The organism is Bradyrhizobium sp. 6(2017) (genome assembly GCF_011058295.2).
Taxonomy (GTDB): Bacteria; Pseudomonadota; Alphaproteobacteria; order Rhizobiales; family Xanthobacteraceae; genus Bradyrhizobium; species Bradyrhizobium septentrionale.
Genome location: NZ_CP049289.2, coordinates 9,360,273 through 9,383,358, shown reverse-complemented (window position 1 = coordinate 9,383,358; position 23,086 = coordinate 9,360,273). Strand labels below are relative to the sequence as shown.

18 protein-coding genes and 5 pseudogenes are annotated in these 23,086 nt (G+C 55.7%); 13 read left to right on the top strand and 10 right to left on the bottom strand.

Translation table 11 applies throughout. The features are described from left to right. The first annotated feature begins 340 nt into the window (after window positions 1–340). A complete protein-coding gene (locus G6P99_RS44590) occupies window positions 341–1,534 on the top strand; it encodes a hypothetical protein (RefSeq protein ID WP_165126645.1) in 1,194 nt (397 codons plus the stop codon). A gap of 119 nt (window positions 1,535–1,653) precedes the next feature. Here G6P99_RS44590 and G6P99_RS44585 read toward each other — a convergent pair whose 3' ends face one another. Together G6P99_RS44585 and G6P99_RS44580 are read right to left on the bottom strand one after the other, a co-directional pair. Beyond that, a complete protein-coding gene (locus tag G6P99_RS44585; RefSeq protein WP_334261886.1) occupies window positions 1,654–2,013 on the bottom strand; it encodes a hypothetical protein in 360 nt (119 codons plus the stop codon). Between the two features lie 286 nt (window positions 2,014–2,299). Then, a protein-coding gene (locus G6P99_RS44580) for an IS3 family transposase (RefSeq protein WP_165129200.1) occupies window positions 2,300–3,429 on the bottom strand; the annotation gives its coding sequence in 2 pieces (ribosomal slippage) (window positions 2,300–3,177 and window positions 3,177–3,429; 1,131 coding nt in all). Window positions 3,430–3,607: 178 nt separating this feature from the next. Between G6P99_RS44580 and G6P99_RS47895 the strand changes: the two are divergent. The 5 genes and pseudogenes from G6P99_RS47895 to G6P99_RS44565 all read left to right on the top strand — a co-directional run. Beyond that, window positions 3,608–3,923, top strand: a pseudogene (locus tag G6P99_RS47895) (transposase); the annotation flags it as partial. An 87-nt stretch (window positions 3,924–4,010) separates the two neighbouring features. Then, complete coding sequence (locus G6P99_RS47890; protein ID WP_165126636.1) at window positions 4,011–4,181, top strand: IS3 family transposase; 171 nt, start codon at window positions 4,011–4,013, stop codon at window positions 4,179–4,181. A 10-nt stretch (window positions 4,182–4,191) separates the two neighbouring features. Next, entirely contained in the window at window positions 4,192–4,533 is a 342-nt protein-coding gene (locus G6P99_RS44575; protein WP_165126633.1) for a DDE-type integrase/transposase/recombinase, read from the top strand. Beyond that, a pseudogene (locus tag G6P99_RS44570) lies at window positions 4,515–4,604 on the top strand (hypothetical protein); the annotation flags it as partial. The gene G6P99_RS44575 and the pseudogene G6P99_RS44570, both read left to right, overlap by 19 nt. A 69-nt stretch (window positions 4,605–4,673) precedes the next feature. Next, window positions 4,674–4,815 (top strand): annotated as a pseudogene (locus G6P99_RS44565) (IS3 family transposase); the annotation flags it as partial. A 293-nt stretch (window positions 4,816–5,108) separates the two neighbouring features. On the opposite strand, the gene G6P99_RS44560 reads toward G6P99_RS44565, so the two are convergent. From G6P99_RS44560 to G6P99_RS44540, 5 genes are all read right to left on the bottom strand, one after another. Next, a complete protein-coding gene (locus tag G6P99_RS44560) occupies window positions 5,109–5,795 on the bottom strand; it encodes a hypothetical protein (RefSeq protein ID WP_165126630.1) in 687 nt (228 codons plus the stop codon). A 51-nt stretch (window positions 5,796–5,846) separates the two neighbouring features. Further along, window positions 5,847–6,311 (bottom strand): hypothetical protein, encoded by a 465-nt coding sequence (locus tag G6P99_RS44555; protein WP_165126627.1) that lies wholly within the window; start codon window positions 6,309–6,311, stop codon window positions 5,847–5,849. Window positions 6,312–6,367: 56 nt separating this feature from the next. Continuing rightward, window positions 6,368–7,132, bottom strand: a complete 765-nt coding sequence (locus G6P99_RS44550; protein ID WP_165126624.1) for a HesA/MoeB/ThiF family protein — start codon at window positions 7,130–7,132, stop codon at window positions 6,368–6,370. Window positions 7,133–7,322: 190 nt separating this feature from the next. Continuing rightward, window positions 7,323–7,730 carry a hypothetical protein gene (locus tag G6P99_RS44545; protein ID WP_246709421.1) on the bottom strand — a complete coding sequence of 136 codons (408 nt, stop codon included), beginning with the start codon at window positions 7,728–7,730 and terminating at the stop codon, window positions 7,323–7,325. A gap of 741 nt (window positions 7,731–8,471) precedes the next feature. Continuing rightward, window positions 8,472–9,824 (bottom strand): hypothetical protein, encoded by a 1,353-nt coding sequence (locus G6P99_RS44540; protein ID WP_165126618.1) that lies wholly within the window; start codon window positions 9,822–9,824, stop codon window positions 8,472–8,474. A 505-nt stretch (window positions 9,825–10,329) separates the two neighbouring features. Here G6P99_RS44540 and G6P99_RS44535 point away from each other — a divergent pair. Further along, entirely contained in the window at window positions 10,330–10,548 is a 219-nt protein-coding gene (locus tag G6P99_RS44535; RefSeq protein WP_165126615.1) for a hypothetical protein, read from the top strand. Window positions 10,549–12,291: 1,743 nt separating this feature from the next. Next, window positions 12,292–14,562: a prenyltransferase/squalene oxidase repeat-containing protein gene (locus tag G6P99_RS44530; RefSeq protein WP_165126609.1), complete on the top strand. Its 2,271-nt coding sequence runs from the start codon at window positions 12,292–12,294 to the stop codon at window positions 14,560–14,562. A 6-nt stretch (window positions 14,563–14,568) separates the two neighbouring features. On the opposite strand, the gene G6P99_RS44525 is transcribed toward G6P99_RS44530, so the two are convergent. After that, window positions 14,569–15,609 carry a Gfo/Idh/MocA family protein gene (locus G6P99_RS44525; RefSeq protein WP_165126606.1) on the bottom strand — a complete coding sequence of 347 codons (1,041 nt, stop codon included), beginning with the start codon at window positions 15,607–15,609 and terminating at the stop codon, window positions 14,569–14,571. A gap of 495 nt (window positions 15,610–16,104) precedes the next feature. Here G6P99_RS44525 and G6P99_RS44520 point away from each other — a divergent pair. The 3 genes and pseudogenes from G6P99_RS44520 to G6P99_RS44510 form a co-directional block, all read left to right on the top strand. After that, window positions 16,105–16,278 (top strand): annotated as a pseudogene (locus G6P99_RS44520) (transposase); the annotation flags it as partial. Continuing rightward, a pseudogene (locus G6P99_RS44515) lies at window positions 16,277–16,546 on the top strand (transposase domain-containing protein); the annotation flags it as partial. The pseudogenes G6P99_RS44520 and G6P99_RS44515, both read left to right, overlap by 2 nt. Before the next feature lie 259 nt (window positions 16,547–16,805). Next, the gene (locus tag G6P99_RS44510; protein ID WP_165126603.1) at window positions 16,806–17,774 is read left to right on the top strand and encodes a recombinase family protein; all 969 of its coding nucleotides are present in this window, start codon (window positions 16,806–16,808) and stop codon (window positions 17,772–17,774) included. 114 nt (window positions 17,775–17,888) lie between these two features. On the opposite strand, the gene G6P99_RS44505 is transcribed toward G6P99_RS44510, so the two are convergent. Both G6P99_RS44505 and G6P99_RS44500 read right to left on the bottom strand, forming a co-directional pair. Then, window positions 17,889–19,082, bottom strand: a complete 1,194-nt coding sequence (locus tag G6P99_RS44505) for a hypothetical protein (RefSeq protein ID WP_165126600.1) — start codon at window positions 19,080–19,082, stop codon at window positions 17,889–17,891. 262 nt (window positions 19,083–19,344) lie between these two features. Beyond that, window positions 19,345–21,063 (bottom strand): metallophosphoesterase, encoded by a 1,719-nt coding sequence (locus tag G6P99_RS44500; protein WP_165126597.1) that lies wholly within the window; start codon window positions 21,061–21,063, stop codon window positions 19,345–19,347. Window positions 21,064–21,474: 411 nt separating this feature from the next. Here G6P99_RS44500 and G6P99_RS47880 point away from each other — a divergent pair, with 411 nt between their 5' ends. Together G6P99_RS47880 and G6P99_RS44495 are read left to right on the top strand one after the other, a co-directional pair. Further along, the gene (locus tag G6P99_RS47880; RefSeq protein WP_414645495.1) at window positions 21,475–21,759 is read left to right on the top strand and encodes a helix-turn-helix domain-containing protein; all 285 of its coding nucleotides are present in this window, start codon (window positions 21,475–21,477) and stop codon (window positions 21,757–21,759) included. Window positions 21,760–21,882: 123 nt separating this feature from the next. Beyond that, window positions 21,883–22,929 (top strand): tyrosine-type recombinase/integrase, encoded by a 1,047-nt coding sequence (locus G6P99_RS44495; protein ID WP_165126591.1) that lies wholly within the window; start codon window positions 21,883–21,885, stop codon window positions 22,927–22,929. Window positions 22,930–23,086: the final 157 nt, after the last annotated feature.

Sequence of the window (23,086 nt, the reverse complement as noted above, 5' to 3'; positions counted from 1 at the left end):
ATACGCGCGATCGTGGCCTTGTCAAATTCCTCACAGTCCAACCCTCGTGACGCCGGCTGTTTCACAGTGGGGCTCTTACAACACAGCCGTTAATTAAGCGGCAGATAATACGCGCGGATTATCGGAACTGAGTTCTGCTGCTGAGGCCGCGACGGGGAACTCGCCGGATCGGAATAGTGTCCTGGGGGGTGGGTTGCAATCGATCGGACCACACGCTATGGTGAATCAACGCTAGGATGCAGACCGTACACCTGTCGCCCTAAACTTGACGCTCTGGGTGTGAGATGGGTTTGCCTCGTAGACGCGTCCAATTTGATGATGACATAGGGGAGTTGCGACAATGCAGCAGCATTCTTCGCGGAAATGGTCTCTTAATGACATTGAGGTTACGTGCGACGCGCATTGGTGGGGATTCACCCTGCACCTGAACGAGGATGCTACACAAGCATTGCAGGACATCGACGAGTGGGCACAAAAGCTAGTAAGTGTTCTGCCGGGAGAACTGGACGATGGGGTCACGGATCTCATCAAACTATACCTGAAGATTCGATATTATATCATTCAAGCGGAAGACCAGGGCGAAGGTGTCAAGCTCGTTTCTCCCTGGATCGCGCCAACTCTGCTGATTCCCTTCCCTGAGAATGCTCACGTCGATGACGGTCAGCTGCGGTGGTCAGTTTGCGGGCAAGGCGACGGCAATGGCTTGTCCTGGAACGACGAAACGAAAATGGCCCAGGTCTATTCGGAAGATGGCCCTGGCCTCGCGGTACATCAGGACAAGCTGTACTGTGTGGCGCGCGGCGCCGGTTCCGATGCGGCGCTCTGGTGGATGATCTATGACGGCTCCTGGAGCACCTACACAAAGATCAGGGACGGCGTCTTTTCCGCGTTCGGTCCGGGACTGGCATCCTACAACGGCCAGCTGCACTGTCTCGCAAGAGGGGCGGGCGATAGTCAGATGTGGTGGATGTATTATGATGGCAGCAATTGGAGTCAGTACACCCCGCTTCCTCAAGTCTATACGGCCTCAGGCCCGGCGCTGGCAGTCTACAACAATCGCCTGTTTTGCGTCGCCAGAGGAAACGAGGACGACCTTTGGTGGATGGCGTATGATGGCGGATCTTGGAGCCAGTACACACAGATTCCCAATGCGATGACGGGCGCCGCTCCTGGGCTCTGCGCATATAACGGCCGGCTATACTGCGCTCATAAGGGGACTGGCAACGACAACAATATTTGGTATGCCAGCTATGATGACCAAAATGGATGGTCACCCGATCAACTAATTTCATCCACCGTTTACACAGCCGATGGACCGTCGCTTGCTGTGTTTGACAGCCGGCTGTTCTGCGCAGCGCGAGGAAACACAAAAGACCAGGGCCTGTGGTGGCTGTATTTTGATGGGCTGGATTGGAGTCAGTATCGGCCGATAGCCAACGCCAAGTCCGCTCGTCGCCCAGCCATCGTCCATTATCAGCAACCGAATTCCAGCAGGGACCAGTTGCTGATGATGCACCGGGGAATTGAATCATAGGACGCGTCCGCGCCCCAGGTTCGGATCGGGGCAGGACGTCCCGGCTCAGCTTGAGCGGCGAGAAAACGACAGAGGGGCGGTGCTGACGCACCGCCCCTACGGCTCGCGCCACTGAAGCGCTAGTGAAGAAGGCTCCTGACCACCAGAGTTACGATGGACGAAAGCACAGCGATCAGAATGCCGATGATCCACTGCATCCGGACGCTGTTCTTGTCGCTGAGGGTCGCTCGCAATTCCGCATTGTCCTTGCCGATCTCCGTTCGAAGGCGACCAACCTCTTCCGTGAACCGCTTGGCGATCTTGTCACCGAGCGCGTCGGTCTGCTCCCTCACGTACTGAGGCATCATGTAGGCCATGATGTGCACCACCTCCTGCGCTTGGCTGCCCGTGAACCCGCCACGGACGAGATGCCGTTCGACACCATGCCAGAAAGTCTCCGCGATTGCCGCGTCGACCTTCTTGCGATCCTTCTCTTCCACAACAGCCACCTCCACTAACGAGCGTTGGAAGGCCTCGTGGAATCGTCGATCGCCCTTGCGGACCTCAACGGTCCACAAGGGCGATCGACTGATCGCACCCTCAATATAGGCGATCTGGGCGGCGTTTGCGATCCGGAGGCAGAGCTGGTCCCGGTTTTTTGGACTGCGCCCCGCGAAAATTAAGTGGATTCCTGCCGGTTATGCTGAAGGCGGGGCTTTACGATTTTGCTGTGGCGTCGGGAGGGCGTAAGCCCGACCAGAGCCGCAGTAAAATCGTTGGCGACGATCATGCGGCCGTCACCATCGTTTGCGCGCCGAAGTAAGCCTCGTCGGGCGTGCGTTCGTCAAGGCTCGAGTGAGGACGTCCTCGATTGTAGAACGCCAGATATTTGGAAATCGATGCTCGCGCCTCGAGCACGCTGTCGTAAGCACGCAGATAGACTTCCTCGTATTTGACAGTGCGCCACAGCCGCTCGACGAACACGTTGTCGCGCCAGGCACCCTTGCCGTCCATGCTGATGGCGATGTTCGCGTCCAGCAGCACACCGGTGAAGTCGAGGCTGGTGAACTGGCTACCCTGATCCGTGTTGAAGATCTCGGGCCTGCCGTGCTTCGCCAACGCCTCCTGGAGCGCTTCGACGCAGAATATCGTCTCCATCGTGATCGATACGCGATGGACCGACACCCGTCGGCTGAACACATCGACGACCGCCGCGAGGTAGACGAATCCACGTCGTATCGGAATGTAGCTGATGTCCATTGCCCAGACCTGGTTCGGCCGCTCGATCTTCAATCCGCGCAATAGGTACGGGTAGATCTTGTGGCCCGGTGCGGGCTTGCTCGTGTTCGGACGGCGATAGATCGCCTCGATCCCCATGCGCTTCATCAGCGTCGCGACGTGGCGGCGGCCACCCTGCATGCCCTCACGCTGCGACAGCGATCGCAGCATGCGCGCCCCTGCGAAGGGATAATCGAGGTGCAGCTCATCGAGCCGGCGCATCAAGACAAGGTCCTCGGCCGAAACCGGCCGAGGTTCATAGTAAACCGTACTGCGGGCAAGGTTCAGGACCTTCGCCTGGCGCACGACAGACAGATCATGGTCGCGGTCGATCATCGCTTTGCGCTCAGCAGGCCCGCCTTGGTGAGCGCGCCGGACAAAAAATCGTTCTCCAACGCAAGCTCGCCGATCTTGGCATGTAACGCCTTCAAATCGACCGGCGCCTCGGCCGGTCCCTTGTCCTGCCCAAACACTCCGGCGGCGCCTTCCAGGAGTTGGGTCTTCCAGGTCGTGATCTGGTTCGGATGGACATCAAACAGTTGCGCCAGCTCGGCCAACGTCTTCTCCCCCTTCACGGCCGCCAAAGCCACCTTTGCCTTGAATGCCGGAGAATGCGTCCGGCGACTCCTCTTCGTCATCTTCGCTCCTGATTCGCGGCAAGAAGCCTCGCCGCTCTCAGGCAGAAATCCACTCAAGCTACTGTCCGAATTTGCGGAGCCAGCTCTCTCTTCGCAATATTGGAGGTAGGCCGCGTGCAACACGGCTTTGTCAACGGCGCGTCCCGGCTTCACCAAGCAACATTCATCGACGAAACCATTGGGTTATGTTGCCCGTCGCCATGGGCTCTCCCCGAGCCTGGTCTTCCGATGGAGACGGCTGATGAGCGAAAGGGGCAAGGAAGCGGTGCGGGCGGATGAGGATGGGGTCGCCGCGTCCGAGGTCCGGAGGCTGGAGGAACGGGTTCGAGACCTCGAACGCATGCTCGGCCGCAAGACCCTGGAGGTCGAGATCCTCAAGGAGGCTCTTGACCTTGCACGGGTAAAAAACCGACCTTGCTGTCGCGATCGCAGGCGCCGGAGGATACCCCGTGAAGCGGATCGCAGAGACCCTCGGGGTGGCCCGTTCCAACCTGGTGGAGTGAGCGGACGGGAAGCGTCCAAAGCGAGGTCCCCAGATCCGCGCCGGGGATGCCGAGCTCACTTCCGATATCCGGCGCCTGGTGGATAGCCGGCCGAGCTATGGATACCGGCGGATCGCCGCGCTCCTCAAGCGCGAGCGGCGATCCGCCGGCCACGACCCGGTCAACGCCAAGCGCGTCTTCCGGCTGATGAAGAAGAGCGGCTTGTTGCTGGCCCGGCATACAGGGCGCCGCGTCCCACGGGGCCCATGATGGAACGATCATGACAAGCGAGCGCTGGTGTTCGGACGCGCTCGAGTTCACCTGCTGGAATGGTGAGATCGCGCGGGTTGCCTTTGCCCTGGACAGCCATGACCGCGAGGTCATCAGCTGGGTGGCCACGACGGCCGGGATCTCCGGCGAGATGATTAGGGACATGATGATCCACTGTGTCGAGCAGCGGTTCGAGGACATCCGGGCTCCTCGCAAGGTGCAATGGCTGACCGACAATGGCTCCATCTTCGCCGCCTATCGCACCCTTGAGATTGCCGCGGCCCTGAACCTTGAGCCTTGCTTCACGCCGGTCGAAAGCCCCAGAGCAACGGCATGGCCGAGGCATTCGTGAAGACCTTCAAGCGCGACTACGTTCGTGTAAACCCGATCCCTGATGCGCGCACCGCGCTGCTGCGGATCGACAACTGGATGGAGGATTACAACTCCGAACACCCGCATTCCCGGCTGGGCTACCGCTCACCGCGGGAAGTTCGCTATCATGAGAGCATCGACAACCTCACACCCGCCGATGTCTACTTCGGCAGAGCCGAGGCGATCCTCGCAGAGCGAAAACGCATCAAGCGCGACACCATCGCAAAACCGCCGCTTGCAGCATCAACTGCAGGCTGCTTAAACTCTAACCCCTGATGAGCCAGAGCCTCCCTTCTCAAAAAGCCTGATCAGTCTCAAATCATCTGACGACGGACAAGCAGACTGCTAACGTACATGCATAGCGCTACCGTTTGCGGATTGTGTACGTCTTTGTGAGCGTTTCTTTAAATATGAACCACCCAAGCCAAACAAGGAAAAATCCGAATGCCAGCATTAAGAGCCATTCGAGGTTTAAGTTCGCTACCCCGTAGGCGTCAACGAAATAGCAAGCGTCTCGAATGGTTACCAACCCCAGCAGGCCAATTGAGATCGCAACTACGTAGGGCATCGATGCACCCGATGTTTCTTGACCTTGGCGTCGAGGTCGGCGCGCATGCATTGATAGATCTTCTTGATCATCCAGCGCTTATGGCCCGCGGAGGACCACCGATCTGTGCGCAATCGTTTGACGATCGCAAAATATGGAGCCATCCACTCCTCAATCGGGATGTGCTTTGCCGCCAAATCGGGGCTCGCCTCCTCGAAGACAATCTCAGCAGGAATAGGGGCTGGCTGGCCCAGCCGGACAATCCAGCCCGTAAATGTTGGCGCTCCGACGTCCGCATCCATCGTGATGATCGGCGCTAAAAAGTCCTTCCAGTTCTTCTGGGCCTCCGCAGCCCGCTGCAACGCCGCGCGAATAGAAGGCATGTCTCCCTGACCGCTACCGGCTACGCCGCCAGTTAGGTTCTTCAGGTTTGATGGGTGCGTGTGGATCACGCCGAGAACGTATTTGTTTGCGGGAAGCAATTCCATGTTGAGGTAGTACTCAATAAATGGTGCGTTGAGCTGAACGTGACCCGGGCCTCTGTTTAAGCGGCCGTCGGGCCCAACCATTGGCGGCATCGGTCTGCAATCGGTCACACGGTGCGGATCACTGAGGCTCCCCGCGAGAATTGCGTAGTGCTCGGGCGGATGTCGGCAAATCGAATTCAAAAGAATCTGCCGGACGCCATGATCCATTCTAATTATCGAATGATCTCCACCACTGAGAGCTCCCCTCATGATCTCCTTTTAGCTCCATGGTTTGCCATCGCGGATATAACGAGACGTGCGTTCAGCCCACAACATCGCGAGAAACATGGCTGCCGGTAGATCACGAGGCTCCTTGCCGGGCCAGATGCAGATGCGCGGTCGTCCCATGCAGAGGCCCAACCGATGGGTGGCACTCGCATCGCTAGCACGGCCACCATAGTCTCGCTGTTGCTCGATGAAAATGTTGTAGCTTTCTGCGGTGCGCTCGAACCGGAACACGAAGAAATCGCCAAGTACGCTTTGGTGGCGCAGTCGCCCGTTGCTCTGTTCGGGAACCTGTTGACGGATTGAAGCCAGGTTCGGGTTGCCGCCGCAGTATACATTCTTTAACTGCACAGGCATCGATCCCTCCGTCCCCGGTGTCACTGCGATGGGCAGTCGCCTGCCCATCGCATCGCTCTGGTCGAGTTCGGTTCCCCAATCAATGGAAAGTGTCAGGACCAATCGGTGATGGTTCCCAGACGGAAAGACGTTGAGCTGTCGTTCCCATATTCTTCTCCTCATTGCCTATCGCGCTCCTGGTTAGGGTCTTCCGGGCGCTGCACCGGAGGCTTCGCGCACGCGCTCGTGCCACACACCGGGCACCGCCAGCCGACGGGAAGCGGCTCGCGGTAGGCCCGGATCGGAAAAATCTCTCCACTTGCGGCATGAATTCCATTCAACCCGATCCAGCATGGCAGCTGGGTGAAATGCTCCCCAATGGATGCGATGGATAACGTCGAGCCAACCCGGTAGTGGAGAAGTCCGAGCGCGACCCACGCCGCCTTGACATTCAAGGTCTCCGGAACGATGCGGTGACTATTGAAAAACGGCGGCGATTGATGTCCGGCCTCATGAAGATCGCACGCGCTCTTGAGAAAGCACCGCACGCAGCCGAGCCCCGCAGTATTCCGCAAAGTGCCCGCGATAACGTATTGCCGATTGTCGCCTTCCGTCCTGATATGCAACGCATCGATGCCGAGCTGAACGGCGGCTCGGCTCAGTCGAATTGCTGCGGACAGATTATCTGTTCCGTCGATGACGAGATCGGCACTTCCAAGGACGGCGTCGAGATCTTCAAGCTCATTGTCGCGGCAGGCGAACGTCTCGATCCGCGCATCTGGATTAATGCGCCTGACACGATTGGCAACGACATCCCCCTTTAGTTGTCCGACGTCATCGCACGCGAAGCCGGACTGGCCAATATTTTCGCGCTCGACGATGCCGCCGTCGACGAGGATAAAATGACCGATGCCAGTTGAGGCAAGAAATTCGATGTTGCTCAAGCTCCTACCGGTACCGAGGAACGCGATCGTTGTCCCGGACAGGAGCCGGGTGCAGAGCTGTCCCCGTTGTCGATCCGCTACTTCACCCATCACAGTCGTGCTCCCTGGATGTGATGAGGATTGAATCACGGCCAGTCGCCGCTGAGAACTGATCGTGAATGTGACATTTTGACTCACGAGCGGCGAGTGGCTATGTCGCCTGCCGGTCCCTCCTATTAATTGAGTAAAACAATCTCAGCCCCAAAGCCGCCGCGTCAAAGATCCCCATACGCGCGTTCTCGCTCATCCAAGGCTTCCGCGGCGGCGGAACGTACCGCTCGAGCGCCGGGATGTACTTTGCAATCACCTCAGCCAGAGCCTGTTTATTGACGCAACCGAGGTAGTCGAAAGCCGCTCGAGAATATAGGTAGACCGGAATTCCACGGCTCTTCGCCAGCTCGGCAATCGCCGCATTGAGGTCGGCGATCCGCCGTGCGCGCTGTGCCCCCTCCGGCGAGGTGTCTTGAAGAACGACAACGTCCGGCAGGTAGCGATCGAACTTCTTGATGATACGCGTGACGCAACGCCCATGCTTTCGAGGACCGCGGATTTCGCGCATACCCCAATCAAACGGAGACAGATGGCCTTCAAACAAAACGAACCCGCAGGCCGCGCGTGTTCAAATAGATGCCAAGCAAGAGCGCGCGAGCGCGTACCGACGAAGTTCAACAGTCGAATCGAAGGGCTTTGTTTCCGATCGCTGAATGCGTTGTTCAAGAAAGTCCAGCTTGACGATTGCTGTCTTGGACGGATCGCCCTGAAGCTCTTCATAGAGTTCATTGGCACGCTGAAGCACGAACTCATGTAGTTCTGACATGAGGCTCGGAAACAACGGCAAGGGCGACATCTTGAAGACGAGCGCGCATATACCGCATCAACACTCGGCCTTCGCTTAGACCCTTCAATTCGCGCGATGGCGGTTCTCTTTACACCCATCAAAAAGGCCAGCTCCTCCTGGGTGAATCCTCAGCGGCGGCAAAGCGGACGAAGGCATGATCTGCGAGGGTGGTGCATATAGTGATACGGCCAGCCAGTAAGATGTAAGATGACAGGCACGCGCACTATAATCGCCTACGGTACGATCCCTTTCGAGACGCGAAAAAGTACCCGCGTGGAACGAATGAGACGCAGAACACGCGGTGCGCCATTTCCTCTCGTGACTTTGGGAAGCATGCACAACGTCACATGAAGAGGAGGTGGACGTGGGGAGATGGGGGCGTGACGGAGCCCTGCGTGCCTTGGAATTGTAAGCTCCTGTCCTAAGCGTTTCCTCGCCCTGTCTCGTTGTAGAGGTGCGCTACTACGTCCCCGTAGTCCCCACGTCCCCCTTTGCCGCCGGGACGTCGGTGATGATATTCACACCGTATCGGCCGCACAGCAGCTCTACTTTCTGCCTCTCATTCATGGGAACTACATACACGCCGTGGCTCTTGTAGGTTTGCAGGTTGAGCTTCTTTCTCAAAATGCTGCCAATCCACCGATTCGTGATCGGTCGCTCGTACTCGGCGCCGTACCGCTCAATGAGCCCCATGGTGACATCGGCGACGGGAACGATCGGGCGGTCTGTCGTAATCATTAACTCCGCGAGAATTTCGAGCACCTGGGCTTCCATGAGGAGGCCACGTTCCGCAACGATCGAGGCTTGAGCCTTATGGGCCGCGTTCCGAAGTTCGGCACGCAGTCCCGGGTCCCCTATGACGCTGAGTAGGGGCAACATGATCTGGTTGAGGCGTGGTTCGAGCTTTGGATCAGCCAAAGTCGGATCGAGCTTGACATCATGCCTTCTATGAAAACGATACAGTAGCAGCTTGTTGCGTAGCTCGCGCGCTTCTTCCTTGAACGTTTCCGGAAGGTTGATCGGAACATCATCCCGAAGCGGCCGTGCGCCCGTTTCCTCTGTGATAAACCGGCTCTCCAATCCTCGATCTTCATAGAGGCCGCGCGTGGCCACGATCTTGGGACCAAACACATGGAATGCCTGCGGGTTGAACTCCCGTTGTTGGTTCATCATGGTGCGCAGCACCGGCATGCCACGCACATTGCCATTGTTGAGAATTTTGACAATTTCTGATCGCTCGTCGCTAAAGCGAAAATCGGCCTCATCGAAGATTAGCGTTCCGCGGAAAGCATCGAGCGTATGGAATATTGGCGAGACGGTCGAAGCGCCGCTCGCGAAGAACGGTTTGTAGCAAAGCGAACCAATAGTGAGGAGCATGCGCGTCTTGCCCGTGCCGAAGTCGCCGCGAAGCCGCAGGTACGGCAGGTCATTGAATGCATCGTAGAGCCACGTCAGCAAGACGTAATAACAAGCGACCTTCTCGAAGGAGGGACTGAGGTCCGCGTACCGATGTATGAACTCCGCAATTTCCGAAACGAGCTGTTGCTCACTGCCGTAGATGCGAGGCTCCGATGGCAGAAGCACAACCTCGTTCTTGATAAGATTGTTGTTCGGAGAGAATGGGACGAGCCGGTGCCGCTCCGACACGTCTACGTGGCTTTGCAGCGTCCAGCGTCCGGCATTGAACATGGCAAGAGACGTGTTTCGATTTTCCGGCCGGTATACGAGTTCAACAATCGTTCCATCCTCGAGCACCTCTGAAACCGTCGGCACGACGCGCCCACGGTCGTTGCGGCTTACAGCGGGATCGTTCATGCCCCAACGATCGCAGATCATGGCGAGCCTGGCGAGGCCCGAAGCTGTGCCTCGTCTGGCACATTCGCGAGCCTTGGCCGGAACGTGTCTCACGCTACCTTGAAAGTATATGGAGGCAATAACAGTTCATATCGGCTGGGAGTATTTCCTAGGGCTTCTAGACGCGGTGGTTGCCGTGGCGTGGTACTCGAACGGCCGATTTACGGCGCTAGAAACGTCAATTGACCGGATTAAGGACGTGCTGGTTGATCTGAAATGGTCGATCGACAACGCTTCCGAAAACGCGAACAGAACTGGTCATGCATCCAGCGAACAGAGATACGCGAACCATCGGACGCAGGTGGCGCCTTCACCACGCGACAAAACACGTCAAGTGAAACAGTAGATCCGCAGGCCCTTGATGTCGAACTAGCCGTGAACCTGTAAATCTGCCGGAGCGCACGACTCTCTCCAGACCTTTGCCGTCGTAACTACCGCGCGTCGCGACAATTTTGGAGCCGAATACGTGGAAGGCCCGAGGGTTGAACTCTGGTTGGCGATTCATCATGGTGCGCAGTACCGGCAGGCCCTGAACATTCTCATTGTTGAGGATTTTCACGATCTCCGCTTTCTCGTCGCTGAAGCGGAAATCGGCTTCGTCGAAGATGAGCGTGCCTCGGAAAGCATCGAGTGTATGGAGATCGTCCAGACGGTTGAAGCGCCACTCGAAAAAAATCCTTTGTAGCAGAGCGAGCCAAGAATTAGCAGCGTACGAGTCTTGCCGGTTCCGTAATCACCGCGGAAGCAAATAGGGCAACTCATGGAAGGCATCATATAGCCACGTCAGGATCACATAATAGGTCGTCACTTTCTCAAACGACGTATCGAGGTCAACGTGGCGGTGAATGAATTCTCGTATGTCAGCGACAAGTTCCTCTTCGTAAATCATCGGTCCAGAAGGAAGTAGAACGAACGACCTCATTCTTGATGAGATTATTCTCCGGTGAGAACGGGACAAGGCGCACATCGGAACCGAGATCGATTGTATCCTGCAGCGTCCATCGCCCGGCGCTATAAACCGCAAAGAATATTCGACGCTGCCTCGGAAGGAGCGCCATCTCCCACAAGAGTACCGTCTTCTAAGACCGCGGATGCCGTGGGAATTTTCGACTTCTTATTCTCATCAGTGTTGTCTTCCACCAAACCAGCCTACGTGCCTCTGGGGATAGACCGTAGGAGGGAGATAGCTGTCAGGTCGCCATATCGCACCGCGGCCTCCTTGTGAGACGTGCTTCAAGGAAGAAATCCGTAATCCACTCCGCTCCTTAATGGGTGTAGTTCTTCGGGAGAACTAAGCAGCTGGATTGGCGGCAGGCAGATTTGCGATGTACGCGACGACGAACATTCGAGATGGTAGTCTCTGGTTTCGTCCGAGGAAGAGAGCTAGTTTCTGCGTCTAAATGGTTATAACACGGACTGTTTCCGTGCGAATATGCCACTACTGTGTATAATTGGAACGAAACGCGATGACTAACAACGGGCTGAACAGTTCAAGAAGGGGGCAGAACGGTGAGATTATCGACACGACTATGCTTCGAAAACGCTGTCTCGATTTCCTTCGACTACACTGTCACGAGGACTTGTGGCCGCCTGAGGTGGGAGCAATCCCAAATGCAATGACATCTGCCGAGGTTCTCGCTGCCGCCGGCTCTCAGCTTTACGATAGTGATGGTCTGAACCGCGCCATGTCTCGGCTTGAGGGACTTCAAAGGCCTGATGGCTCCTGGACGGATCCAAATGATCCAAATCCTTGGGACTGTTCCGCAACTGCTTGGTGTGCGTGGACGCTACAAGGCAGATATGAAAAGACCCATAGCAGTGATCGAGCTTTGGATTTTTTGGAAAGCCAAATACGGTCTGATGGTGGTGTATCCACCAATATAAGCTCAAACCAGGGAAATACTTATGCTTCGGCATATGCCTGGCGAGTTTTTATACGGAACGAGCGGCGGGCCGCGGCAGAAAAAGTCTATACCTTCCTTTTAAACATGCAAAACCAGGATGGTGGGTGGGGGCTCACTGCTCATGCCTCTTCCGAACCAACGCTTACCATGTACGTGCTCGATGGATTCTTAGGAGTGCAAGAGAGGAGCACATTGAGACTTACGGAGCCCGCCCTCTCATGGTTGGAGGCTACTCGCAGCGCAGACGGCACATTTGGGTCTTGGCTGGAGAGTGGCGCGTCAATAGAGGGTACAGCATTTGGTTTGTACATTTTGCATAAAGCGAAGAGATTTTCGTCTACGGCAGACCGACTCGCCTTGGAGTATATTGCGAGGCGAGCGGCAACAGGTGATGCCTTCTCGATTGATGGAGCGCAAAAGATTTGGGTCGCAGTAAGCATGTATCTAGCGGCAAAAGACGTTCATTACACGCCCTAGCTCCAAGTCACCGCAGTATAACGGATACAGGAAGTGCGAGTTAGGTCATGTCCCAAGGGCAACTTGAACAACGGGTGTCCAAAGCGCTATGGAGATCCATTGATTTCTTTCTCCACCAGTATGACTCCAGTTTGCGCGGCTGGGGCAAGGAACCTGGCACAGCGCCAGACGCATGGACCACTGCGGAAGTGCTGAGCCTTCTTGGTTCAGTCGGTCCTATTTCGTCGGATGTGATCGAAGGAGGGGTGACCTACCTTCTGGACTCTCAAAATCTGGATGGATCGTGGGGCAGCACATTTTTTGGCGGCGACGTACCAGCGAGCGCGTATTCTGTCATTGCTCTTGCGGGCACATTTTCAGGGGAGCATCGGGCGATTGGGCGAGCGCTTGACTGGCTTGTGGATACGTTTCGCCAAGGGTGGACGACTAGCCCGGACGATCCACAGGCCAGATTCGGAGATACGCATTTTTATAGCTCCGCAATGGCGCTAAGAGCCCTGATCAGAGCTCCACGCAGTGAGCATCTCTCAGTATACATACAAGAGACGATTTCCCGCCTTCTTGCGGGCCGAGCTGTCCAGGGAGGCTGGGGATACGGCATTGGGCGCCCCGCGGATCCCACGTTCACTTGCTACGTACTGCATGCCCTTATGGATGCTCCCATACGGTTAGGTGTCGAGTCCGATTCGAGAGCTATCGATGCCGCGCTGGAATGGTTACAAGGTGTTCAGACTAAAGATGGGTGCTGGGGCGATTGGCACGGCATGGTCTGCAGTCCGGAAGCAACTGGTTATGCAATCTATTCACTCCTGAGGGGTGCTAAGCTTCCGGACGACGCGACAATCGTCTCCGCCTTGCACTGGTTGATCCAGCAACAGCAAGATGACGGCGGCTGGCTATTCGACCCATTGCAGAAGTCTATCTCAAACAACTGGGTAACATTCTCAGTCTCTCTTGGCCTACGGGCGTACCTAGCGCGAATCATGTCCGCTGGTCTGCATCCCGAGCAAAAGGCAGAAGGTACAATTGTGGATGTCGATGCTGTTTCGCTCGTTAGACCTGCGCCTCCTGTTGAAGCCCAGCAGTCCCGCGATCAACGGACGCAACGATATGAAAATTACTTTCCTTTTCTTCCTGAGGAATTACGCGGCCCGGTGGCGCGACCTCTCGATCATACGATGTCTGACGCTGTCGATGAATACGTCAAGCAAAGAGTTCCGGAAAAGGAAATACGAGAGGTTATTAACCGCGCGGGTAAAGTCGAGCTGCACCAGATCTATCCGGACGACTTCCTAGGAGTTTCTTCTCTTCGTCGCTGGACTATTGACAGCGAAATTCGAAAAAACAACAAACCGAAATCCAAACGCGTTAATCACGTTCGTCCCCGCTTTTTCCGCGGTCATAACGAAAATGGAGCAGAGCGACTCTGGATCGCGGTTACGCCTGGTCTCGATTACCTTTTGCATTACGGTCTGTTAGCCCGTCACGTGATTTCAATGAGAACTGTTGAATGGCGTCGTTGTATGGCCTTATACCGCTATCCAGTAGCAGAGCGCAACCTGGTCCAATGGACCCGGCTTAGTGAAGTCGGATTAGCTCAAGAAGATCTCGTAGTCATAGGGTTTGTATCGGAAGTCGGGGAGAACTTACTTCGCCTAGGCGCCTCCAAGGTGGGTACACCCATTGAGAATGCATATTATCTTCTAGAACGGTTAGTCAGCGGGGCAAGACGTATCAGTCTCCTAGGTGTAAAATTCTCGTTTTGGGGATCCATTGCGGGGCAGATTACTGAGCTGATTTGCAAATCAGGTGCGCGTGAGATCTTATATATTGGTAAGTTGGGAGCATTGACGACGCCGGACGACATTTATCGGAAAATCTTTTGCCCAACACAATTCCTTCGGCTCAGACACATGCAAGATTTCAAGGAGGAGGCTCCGCCAAACTATATTCTTGACGCGTTTCCTGCATTGGACACCGGTATTCACGTCTCTGTCCCGACTGTATTGGAGGAAGATTATGTTCAACGCGGAAAAGCGACGGCTCTCCAAGCCAAAAGCATCGACAATGAAATATCGGTAATCGCTTCAGAGATTGGTGCGTGGAACCGAGCGCACGCTGCTAAAATCGGGTTTACCTGCCTCCATTTTGCGACTGACTATATTCGGCAGCCGACGGAGCGGGCAATCGTCACGAAGTACGACTTGGGCCGAGACAAGACGCCTGGCGCCCGCAAACTGAAGGCGAAAATGGTGACGCGGATCGTTCGCGATATCCTTCACCCATATTGTTGTAGAGCAACTTTTCGACCGCACTAGCAGAGATTACATCGTATCAAGAAGAATGTTGTCAATGATGACGTAAGCGGGGAGCGCCCTCGAGATGGGCATTTCGCTTGGTTCACCGGATCGGACAGAGCGGGTAAAGCTCGACAACTCTGATACATATCCGGCACGATCCAGGCTACCCAACAAAGCACCTGAGCTAAATCGAACGACTTCCTTGGCATCATAGATCGAGCCATTCGGCCTCGAAAGGGCTGACCCGTATACTTCGAACTCTGTTAAATTTTCTAATCCAATGACCGTGCCCTGATCTGTAATAGCTTCAAGCTCTAATATAAACCTGTTTGCATAGTTGCCCAATTCAATTTCCGCAATCCTTCCGTCGGAAGTCTTGAGGGTTATCAAAATCGCCATCAGGTTCTCATTGATGTAGACGACACGCGCGGATTCATACTGTAGGGTTGGAATGTATGAGAGCGCGATACTGAGGGCGTGGATTCCTACAGCTAGCAATATGGATTGCGGTAAAGAGGTGTAACCCCATATTGCTGTAGTCGGCTTATTTGAAACGCATCGCAGCTTTAAAAGCCGAGGTCCGCCGTATTTAGAGCATTGGTCTCCAAACCGCTTAATTGTTGGTGCAAAGACGAAGTTGAATCCGACGAATGACGGCGATCGCGAAGCTCCTTCGGCGGAGATCAATGAACGAAGCGATACCGTATCCGGTGCCGGCGGTTTTTCCGCAAAGATCGCTACTCCGCAACGCAATGCTTGAGCCACGACTTCGGCATGTGCCTGCGGAGTTGCCGCCACGATCGCGGCATCGCATGTTTGAGGATTAATCACTGAGCGCCAGTCTATCGTCCAGTCGTCGGCGCCCCAACGCGCCGCCGAATCCTTGGCCTTTTGTTCTGAGCGGGACGAAATGCAAATCAAACGAACATCTTTCACAAGGCGAAGCGCCGGCAACAAGTACTCTTCGGCATGCTTTCCCGGTCCAATCAACGCGACTCGCGTGGGACGAATCCGATTACGATTAATAAGCTCATTTTGACGGATAGTGGTTTTCCCGGAAATCATGACCCACCGCGAGCGATTGCCATCTCTTCAACTCCTGTCTTACGTGCCTTCACCTCGGTCTGCAAGTTTTTGCAAGCGACTGAATAGGATGGCCTGTGCCGCTATCAGAGAAACCGAAAAGCATGATGCGTAACGCGGACAGAAGTCCAGCGTATTCATGGCGGCTTCGATAAAGACGCGTTTCGAGCGTCGTGTAATAGGGCAGATCGCGGTCAGGTCGGCACATCGCACCTGCGGCCTCGTTGCTTCCCGGAAAAAATCCGTAATCCACTCCCGTTCTCAACGGCGGTGGAAGTTTGATCGTGAGTTCAAAACGGATCAGAGGCGCGCCGGAATGTCGAGTTGCGTCCGCTCCATGCCTAGGGCGAGTTTGTAAGTAAGCGGCAAAGAAACCCCGTCTGGCGGAATGGTAAGCGATCGGCTATCGGCTGCTGAGTTTGTGAGCCGATGTGAGCTTCTATGTCTGCGCCTAGTTCTGGAACTAGAACCTTCCATATGATCGAAGCGGTCGCCGACCGTCTTGAGGGAGCGCCGCGGCAGCTTCGCCGACGCTGGTCGGACGAGTTCAAGGCGCAAATTGTGACAGAGGCGCTGGAGCCTGGCGCGAGCGTCTCGGCGATCGCCCGCCGGATCGGCATTCACCCGTCGCAGCTGTTCGCTTGGCGCCGAGCGCGTCCTGACCGACGGCCGCATTGAGCTCGACTCCAACATCGTCGAACGCGCCATCAGGCCACAAACAATTACGAGAAAGAATAGCCTCTTCGCTGGCAGCGACGGCGGCGGACGAACCTGGGCGACCATCGCGACACTGCTGCAGACAGCGAAGATGAACAACGTCGATCCGTTCGCCTGGCTCACCCTCACGCTTCAGCGCATCGCCAACGGCTGGCCGAGCAGCCAGATCGAGGCGCTTATGCCATGGAACCACGCCGCGTGAACGGCCTCAGCTTGCCGCTTACGTTTGTAACCCGACATGACGGCCTTGATTTATGCCCTCTCAACTCTGGCCGATGCGCATGCGCGTCGAGCCGCGAGTCACGGCGCTCATAGACGTAGCTGAATTGTCGTAGGCGGGGAATTCGTGCCGAAGCGGCATATTGCACCGTCTCGCGGATTGACGACAACTTGGCACGATCTGTTGATATCAGATTCGCGCAAAATCGATTTCGATTCTAGAATCGCGAGTCTAGGCACTTATGCGATATTTTATCTATTGCAGGAAATCATCTGAAGCTGAAGATCGACAGATCGCTTCAATCGAATCGCAATTGACGACGTTGAAGCGAACATTCGGCGACAGGTCTGACATCGAAATCGCCGGAATTTATGAAGAGTCGTTCAGCGCCAAAGCACCTGGTCGCCCACAATTCGGTGAGATGCTCGCCGAGATCGAGAACGGGGCGGCTCACGGGATTATCGCGTGGGCACCGGATCGTCTTGCGCGAAATTCGATCGATGGGGGGCGCCTCATCTACATCCTCGATTGTGGCCGGCTCCGCGATCTTAAGTTTGCGACGTACACATTCGAGAACAATTCGCAGGGAAAGTTCATGCTCCAAATCATGTTCGGCCAATCCAAGTATTATTCCGATGCGCTTTCGGACAACGTCAAGAGAGGAAACAGAACGAAGATTGAAAAGGGTTGGCGACCCAACCAGGCGCCCCTTGGATACCTCAATGATCCCGACACGAAGACGATCGTAAAAGACCCGGCACACTTTCCCCTGATGCGCGCAATGTTCGACCTGATGCTCACGGGCTCGTACACTGCGAAGCAGATTGCAGTGATAGCACGCGACGAGTGGGGCTTTCTAACGCCGAGGAAGAGACGGATAGGCGGCAGGCCGCTCGCGCTTAGCTCAATCTACCAAATTCTGGGCAACCCATTTTATGCCGGCATCATAAAGTGGGGCGGACAAACGTATCCCGGCAAGCACGACGCCGTCATTACGATTGATGAGTTCGAGCGCGTGCGTTCGCTTTTGGAGCGACCGGGTAGGGCTCGACCGAAAAGACGAGCCCTTGAACGCCAGATAGAGCAGTTCATTCGGTCGCTGGCGATCGATCCCGCGGTTGAGGCTTGGGTTCGAGAGGAAATGTCGCGCGACGCTGCTACATTCCTCCAACAGCAGGAGGTGCGACAAAGTCGGATGTGTTCTTTTTGAAGTTCTCCGCTGGCAAACTGTTGCGAGCCGAGCAGGTGGATAATAGGTGAGAATTCTTCGAGGCAGATGGACGATAGCTTTAGAGGGCACGTAGAGTCCAAAACGAAGCCGCCCTTATAAGGAAGGCTGAAGCTTCTCGGGCGCGACGTCTAGGCCTGTCTGCGCCGTAAACAGCGTGGCAACATCCGTCGCGAGCATCATGTAGGCATCGTACGCCGTCTGACTGGCAGGCACGATTGCTTGCGGAACCGTCGCCGGAAGGACGCCGTTGTTAGCCGTGACGGCAGAAGCCCGGAATTTCCTTTCAGCCTCGCGAAGATCACCAATCGACTTGTTCAGGTCCGCCATCGTCGTCGGTGTCACCAGTTTACCGCCGATATATACGACTTGGCTCAGTCCCAGAATGCCAAGCAAAGTCTGCGGAATTTCAAAGGATGAAAGTTGGATCACGCCGCCAATGATGAGAGCTCCAGCCACCGCCAGGCTGAAGATAAAGCTTTGATATCGGTAGACGTCAAACTCGCCGTCGGTCGTAAAGATATCCCGCCAATGCGCGTCAATGTCTGCCGGGTTGCGGGCTGACGGTAGCCACTGTTTCCGCAACAGCCAGGCACGATTTTCCGGCGTGATGGTGGTCCTGGAAATGTCGGCGCCCTTCGCCACGGTAGATCCGATCCCGGCAATGCCGAGGAGAATAAGAACGGTGCTCGAAATGTCGGTTAGAACGCCCGTCTTGAGGAGAAAATAGGTGATCAGGCCGAAAACGATCAGCGAGAACATCAGAATCTGGAGCTTTCCAAGGCTCGCCTTTCCGTCCAGCCCTGCGGTCATGGAGACCGGGTCGAAGTAGGATTGCCAGCGCTCCGGACGCTTCTCCCGAAAGGCGAAGGCTGCAATCAGATAGCCCACGAAGACGCTAAGGCACGCGAGGACTGAGCTATAGAGGGCCGGACTTACTCTTGCGGTCGTATCTGAGACTTTGAAAGGCGACCCATCACGGCACGTAAATACATAGATGTGCGCCTGGGTCCAAGGCGCGTTCAAAACATCCGGTATCTGAAGATTGACGATTGTTCGGTCTTTTCCCAGCAAACCCTTTTTCACCATCGGGTCGGAATCAGATGCCTGGTGTGCCCTCACTTGCGGCCGATCCAGTATGACTGGCTTTGGTACTCCTATATCCAGGGCACCAAAATAATACTCGGTGCCGGAAAACATCTCATCCAATCCGACATCGACGCTTCCCCCGGTCGGCAGCAGGAACGTATCCATAATGATTCGACCACCGACCTGGCGCCGCTTGTCCACCAACTCCTTCGCCGCATCTGTCTCCGTGATGCAGAGATCGCGGGGGTCGTGTTTTTCTTCTTGGGCGCCACCTGATTCTCCAGCGCGCCGGCTGTTGGCTCCGCTTGTTTCATGGATGAATCGGGTACTGATTGCTCGTTGGGGCTTGCCACCGGCGTATCATCAGCACGGGCTTCCAGACGCAGCGCAAATATGAAGATCGCCCCCCACATCATTGCCTTGAAAAGTGACATCCGTCGCTCCAATTCCTCAAAACGTCACGTCAACCAAATTTCAGCGAAAATCTCTCGATAAGATGCGGCTTAAGTGGCTTCTTCGGCAAAAACCTCGGCTCGTCCGGTGTATGAGGGCCGTGGTTGCGATTTTCTTGCCAGTCATCGCGGCTTGGAACGGTCTCAAGCCCCACAACAAAAAAATCCGCGCTGTTCTCCGTAATCTTCAGCCGCACGAAATTGTTATAAGAACCGATACGGAGAGCGCTGAACGCGTCATTGCGGTTCATGCGGAAGTATCTGCAAGTGAGCATCATGTTCCAGCCGAACAAGCTGCTGCCCACAAGGAAGCCAACCGGAAGCATCTCAAGCAGGAGAAGGGCAAGCCACTTCCAACTGCTGTACCAGGTGCCCGCGAGCGTGAAATGAATTTCGTTGAACGATGCGAAGTATCGCGCCGCGAAGATGACGACAAAAATATGAGCCGCCGCGTGAATCGCGCTGCTGATCAGAACCGTAGGCCTGTAGGATTTTTCTTGGGCGGTGGTGTAGCCAATTAACGACCAGCCGAAGATCACCGCAACAAGGCCGTACGCGTCCCACTGGTCGCGTAGCGTGACCGCGACCGCGAGCAGCCAATAAACAAGCCCCATCAGGACGGAGAAATCCCAGTTAGTGAACGCGAAGAGCCAATTCCTCCATACCAGGCGGCGGCTGACGTCGAACGCGGGGTAAACCGCCGGCTCGGGACCTTTGTCGGAAGCCGATGCTAATGTGAGCTTCTGTGAGATGCCCGACAGCTCGATATCAACGATCGGCTGGAGCTGGTGGGTTGGGTGCAGGAAGGCGCCGCCACCGCCCGACGTAATGAATTGAGTTTTGTCCGGTCCCACATAGCGATTGTAATGGTGCGTGTCGCCGGACATCACGATCGGGACAGTTAGTCCACGGTCGACATCCTTTGCGATACCCAGCGCGTAATCGGTGATCTCCCATGATTTTGAGTTCGTATCCGTGTAGAGCCAGCCAGGCTCAGCACTGCAAAGAATAATTTTCGAATTTACGGGCATTCGCTCCGCGATAAGAGTGAAATAATCGAATTGCGGCTGGTCCATGTTGTCGGCGAGCTGGATATCGATCGCCCAGAGCCACCAAGTCTCGGTCAGTTGGATCGCGAAATAGCTGCGGCGCTGATAGGCGCGCCAACTCCCGAAGCGGGTCGTTTTGTGACCGCAGAAATAAGCCAGGAAAAGCACGAGGCCATCATACCAGTCGTGGTTGCCTGGAACGGCGTACAACGGCACACCAGTCTCGGACTCTGGATTGGGGTCAGGAAACGCCCAGACGTAAGGCATACGCAACTGGTAGCGGTAGGCGTTCTCGGTGGCTTTCGGGTAGACCTCATCGCCGCCCATGAAGAGCGCTTGCCCCCGGGGCATGGTCAAATCGCCGAGCTTCAAACTCGTTTGAGCGAGCAGGCTTGCCATTGCGTAGGTACTGTCGAATCCGTCGCCAAGGTCGGCAACAAAGTCGATCCAGATGGCTCCCTCTGCGTTCTTCGGAAGAGCCTTTTTGGCGGCGGTGGCTCGATCGAACAGTTTGACGGGATCGGTGGTGTCGAGTGCCGCGATCATCAGCCGCCGGTCGGCATATGAGCCGAAGATTGATGACAGGATTACGTTGATAAGCAATTTGAACAGCAGGATTGGATTGAACCAATGCGCCATGCGCGGATAGTGGCCGTAATTATCGAGCGGTGGCACTGCCATAAAAAGTCCCCGTTTGAATTCTTGGAAATGTTTAAGCAATCCCCTTCAGCGTTCCCGGTCTCTCTGGCTCGTTTGCCCCTATGTTCATCCAAGCAAGTTGGCCGATTCCTGTGCCTGAGAGCGGCTTGCCTCAAAGACAAGCCAGTCTCCGTTGGCGTTGCACGTGGAAATACTGGCACACTTTCAGGTTGCTTGGCTAGATGCGCTCGCAATTAACTTGTGCTTTTCGGGCGCACTTGCGGGAGTGATCCGGAACGAGCCGGCGGCGGTCAGCTGGATTATGGCGCCTAACGCTGGACGCTTAGCGCACTGCGGGTGCGCCCTCGCGCCCAACGTGACAGCAACAGTGTGTGCGAAGTTGTCACGACTCCAAGCCTGGTCGTCGCCGGAGTTGGTGCGTAACATGCGTGCATGCTCCAACAACCCCGCATCCATGATAGAGTTGAAATGCCAGTCGGTGATCACAATTTGCCGACGCCAGATCGTTCTTTGAAAAATACAGGCTGTTCCACGCCCGATGTAGAGCTGTTGACCATCGCTGAAGTGGCGAAGCTTCTTAGAGTGTCGGTTCCTAGCGTGCGACGCCTCCAGCAGCGGCGACGAATTCCCTTCGTTAAGATAGGCGGCTGCGTGCGTTTCACCAAAAACGACATCATGTTGTATCTAGCGAAGCAGCGGGTGCAAGCAGTCGACTAACTATATGCTATGGCAGTACGAACTATAAGGAAATCATGGTGGGTTGACTTCAGGGTCGACCACACGCGTTACAGAAGAAGGAGCCCTGAAAATTCGCGATCCGGAGCTCTCGCCTATGAGGCGATGCTGCGGCAAAAATTGGCGCGCGGTGAGCCGATTGAACGTAGGTCGGACGAAGCGGACAAGGCGCAAGCGTTTGGGCAATTCGCGCTGAAATGGTTTGAGGAATACGTGATTCCGAACAACAAGTATTCCGAGCAACGAATAAAGAAATACGTTCTCAGCGGCGCGCTCATTCCCTTTTTCGGAAGAATCCCTGTTGGCCAAATTACCGGCCGACATATCGAGCAATACAAGGCGCGACGAGTTAAGGACGGGCTCGCGAATAAGACGATCAGAAACCACCTGACGGTTCTGAGCAAATGCTTGGTTACCGCCTATGAGTGGCTGGCGCTCGATTCAAAGCCGCCAAAAATCCAGTGGCCTAAATGCCCCCCGCCCCAGACGGACTATCTGTCGTCGGACGAATGCAAACTACTACTGTCGCACGCCAGCGGCGTCGTTCGCGAGATGATGCTGATGGCGCTCAGAACCGGAATGAGACAGGGGGAACTCAAGGGACTGCAGTGGTCTTCGATTGATTGGCAAAACATGAACGTGACCGTCAGGCACTCGCGATGCGACCGCGCCAAAGCCATTGTTTCTCCCAAGAGTAACCGCATGCGGCATATTCCGCTCGATGCTGATGTTTATGAGCTGTTGTACCGAAGAAGGAGGAACACCGGATATGTATTCTCGGATGCGGATGGAGAGCCGTTCAACCATGACCGCCTGAGTTATCGGATGGAGACGGTTTGCGAGAAGGCCGGCCTGCGGAGAATTACATGGCATGTTCTCCGTCACACGTTCGCCTCTCACCTTGCAATGAGGGGCGTGCCCCTGCACATCGTGCAGGCGCTTCTCGGACATTCAACCATCACGATGACAATGAGATACACACATGTCGCCCCCTCCGCGTTGCGTTCAGCTATAGACGCGTTGAATCCGCGACGGCTGATCGCCCTGGACCATGGGCAACCGGCGGGCAACTGGTGGACTGAGGAGACGAAACAGAACATGACCAGTCAAAATCCAGCCTCCGTTTCCGCGCTTTATCCGCGGGCGGCCTGAACATCTGCCCTGAGGTTCGAGTCCTACCCGGGGAGCAAAGTTGCTTGCAACGAGCGAAGGTGTTTTAGCAGGAAGATCAAGCATTTTCCGACACACCGTCGTACTCTCAAGCGATCAGCGTTAGTCAGATTTCATCACCTTTTGGGCAACCCGTGGG

What these genes read in the sequence shown, in the direction of transcription:
- G6P99_RS44590 (WP_165126645.1), top strand. Translation starts at nt 341, where the DNA reads ATGCAGCAGCATTCTTCGCGGAAATGGTCTCTTAATGACATTGAGGTT.
- G6P99_RS44575 (WP_165126633.1), top strand. Translation starts at nt 4,192, where the DNA reads ATGACAAGCGAGCGCTGGTGTTCGGACGCGCTCGAGTTCACCTGCTGG.
- G6P99_RS44560 (WP_165126630.1), bottom strand. Translation starts at nt 5,795, where the DNA reads ATGGATCATGGCGTCCGGCAGATTCTTTTGAATTCGATTTGCCGACAT.
- G6P99_RS44545 (WP_246709421.1), bottom strand. Translation starts at nt 7,730, where the DNA reads ATGCGCGAAATCCGCGGTCCTCGAAAGCATGGGCGTTGCGTCACGCGT.
- G6P99_RS44540 (WP_165126618.1), bottom strand. Translation starts at nt 9,824, where the DNA reads ATGAACGATCCCGCTGTAAGCCGCAACGACCGTGGGCGCGTCGTGCCG.
- G6P99_RS44530 (WP_165126609.1), top strand. Translation starts at nt 12,292, where the DNA reads ATGTCCCAAGGGCAACTTGAACAACGGGTGTCCAAAGCGCTATGGAGA.
- G6P99_RS44525 (WP_165126606.1), bottom strand. Translation starts at nt 15,609, where the DNA reads ATGATTTCCGGGAAAACCACTATCCGTCAAAATGAGCTTATTAATCGT.
- G6P99_RS44510 (WP_165126603.1), top strand. Translation starts at nt 16,806, where the DNA reads ATGCGATATTTTATCTATTGCAGGAAATCATCTGAAGCTGAAGATCGA.
- G6P99_RS44500 (WP_165126597.1), bottom strand. Translation starts at nt 21,063, where the DNA reads ATGGCAGTGCCACCGCTCGATAATTACGGCCACTATCCGCGCATGGCG.
- G6P99_RS47880 (WP_414645495.1), top strand. Translation starts at nt 21,475, where the DNA reads ATGCTCCAACAACCCCGCATCCATGATAGAGTTGAAATGCCAGTCGGT.
- G6P99_RS44495 (WP_165126591.1), top strand. Translation starts at nt 21,883, where the DNA reads ATGCTGCGGCAAAAATTGGCGCGCGGTGAGCCGATTGAACGTAGGTCG.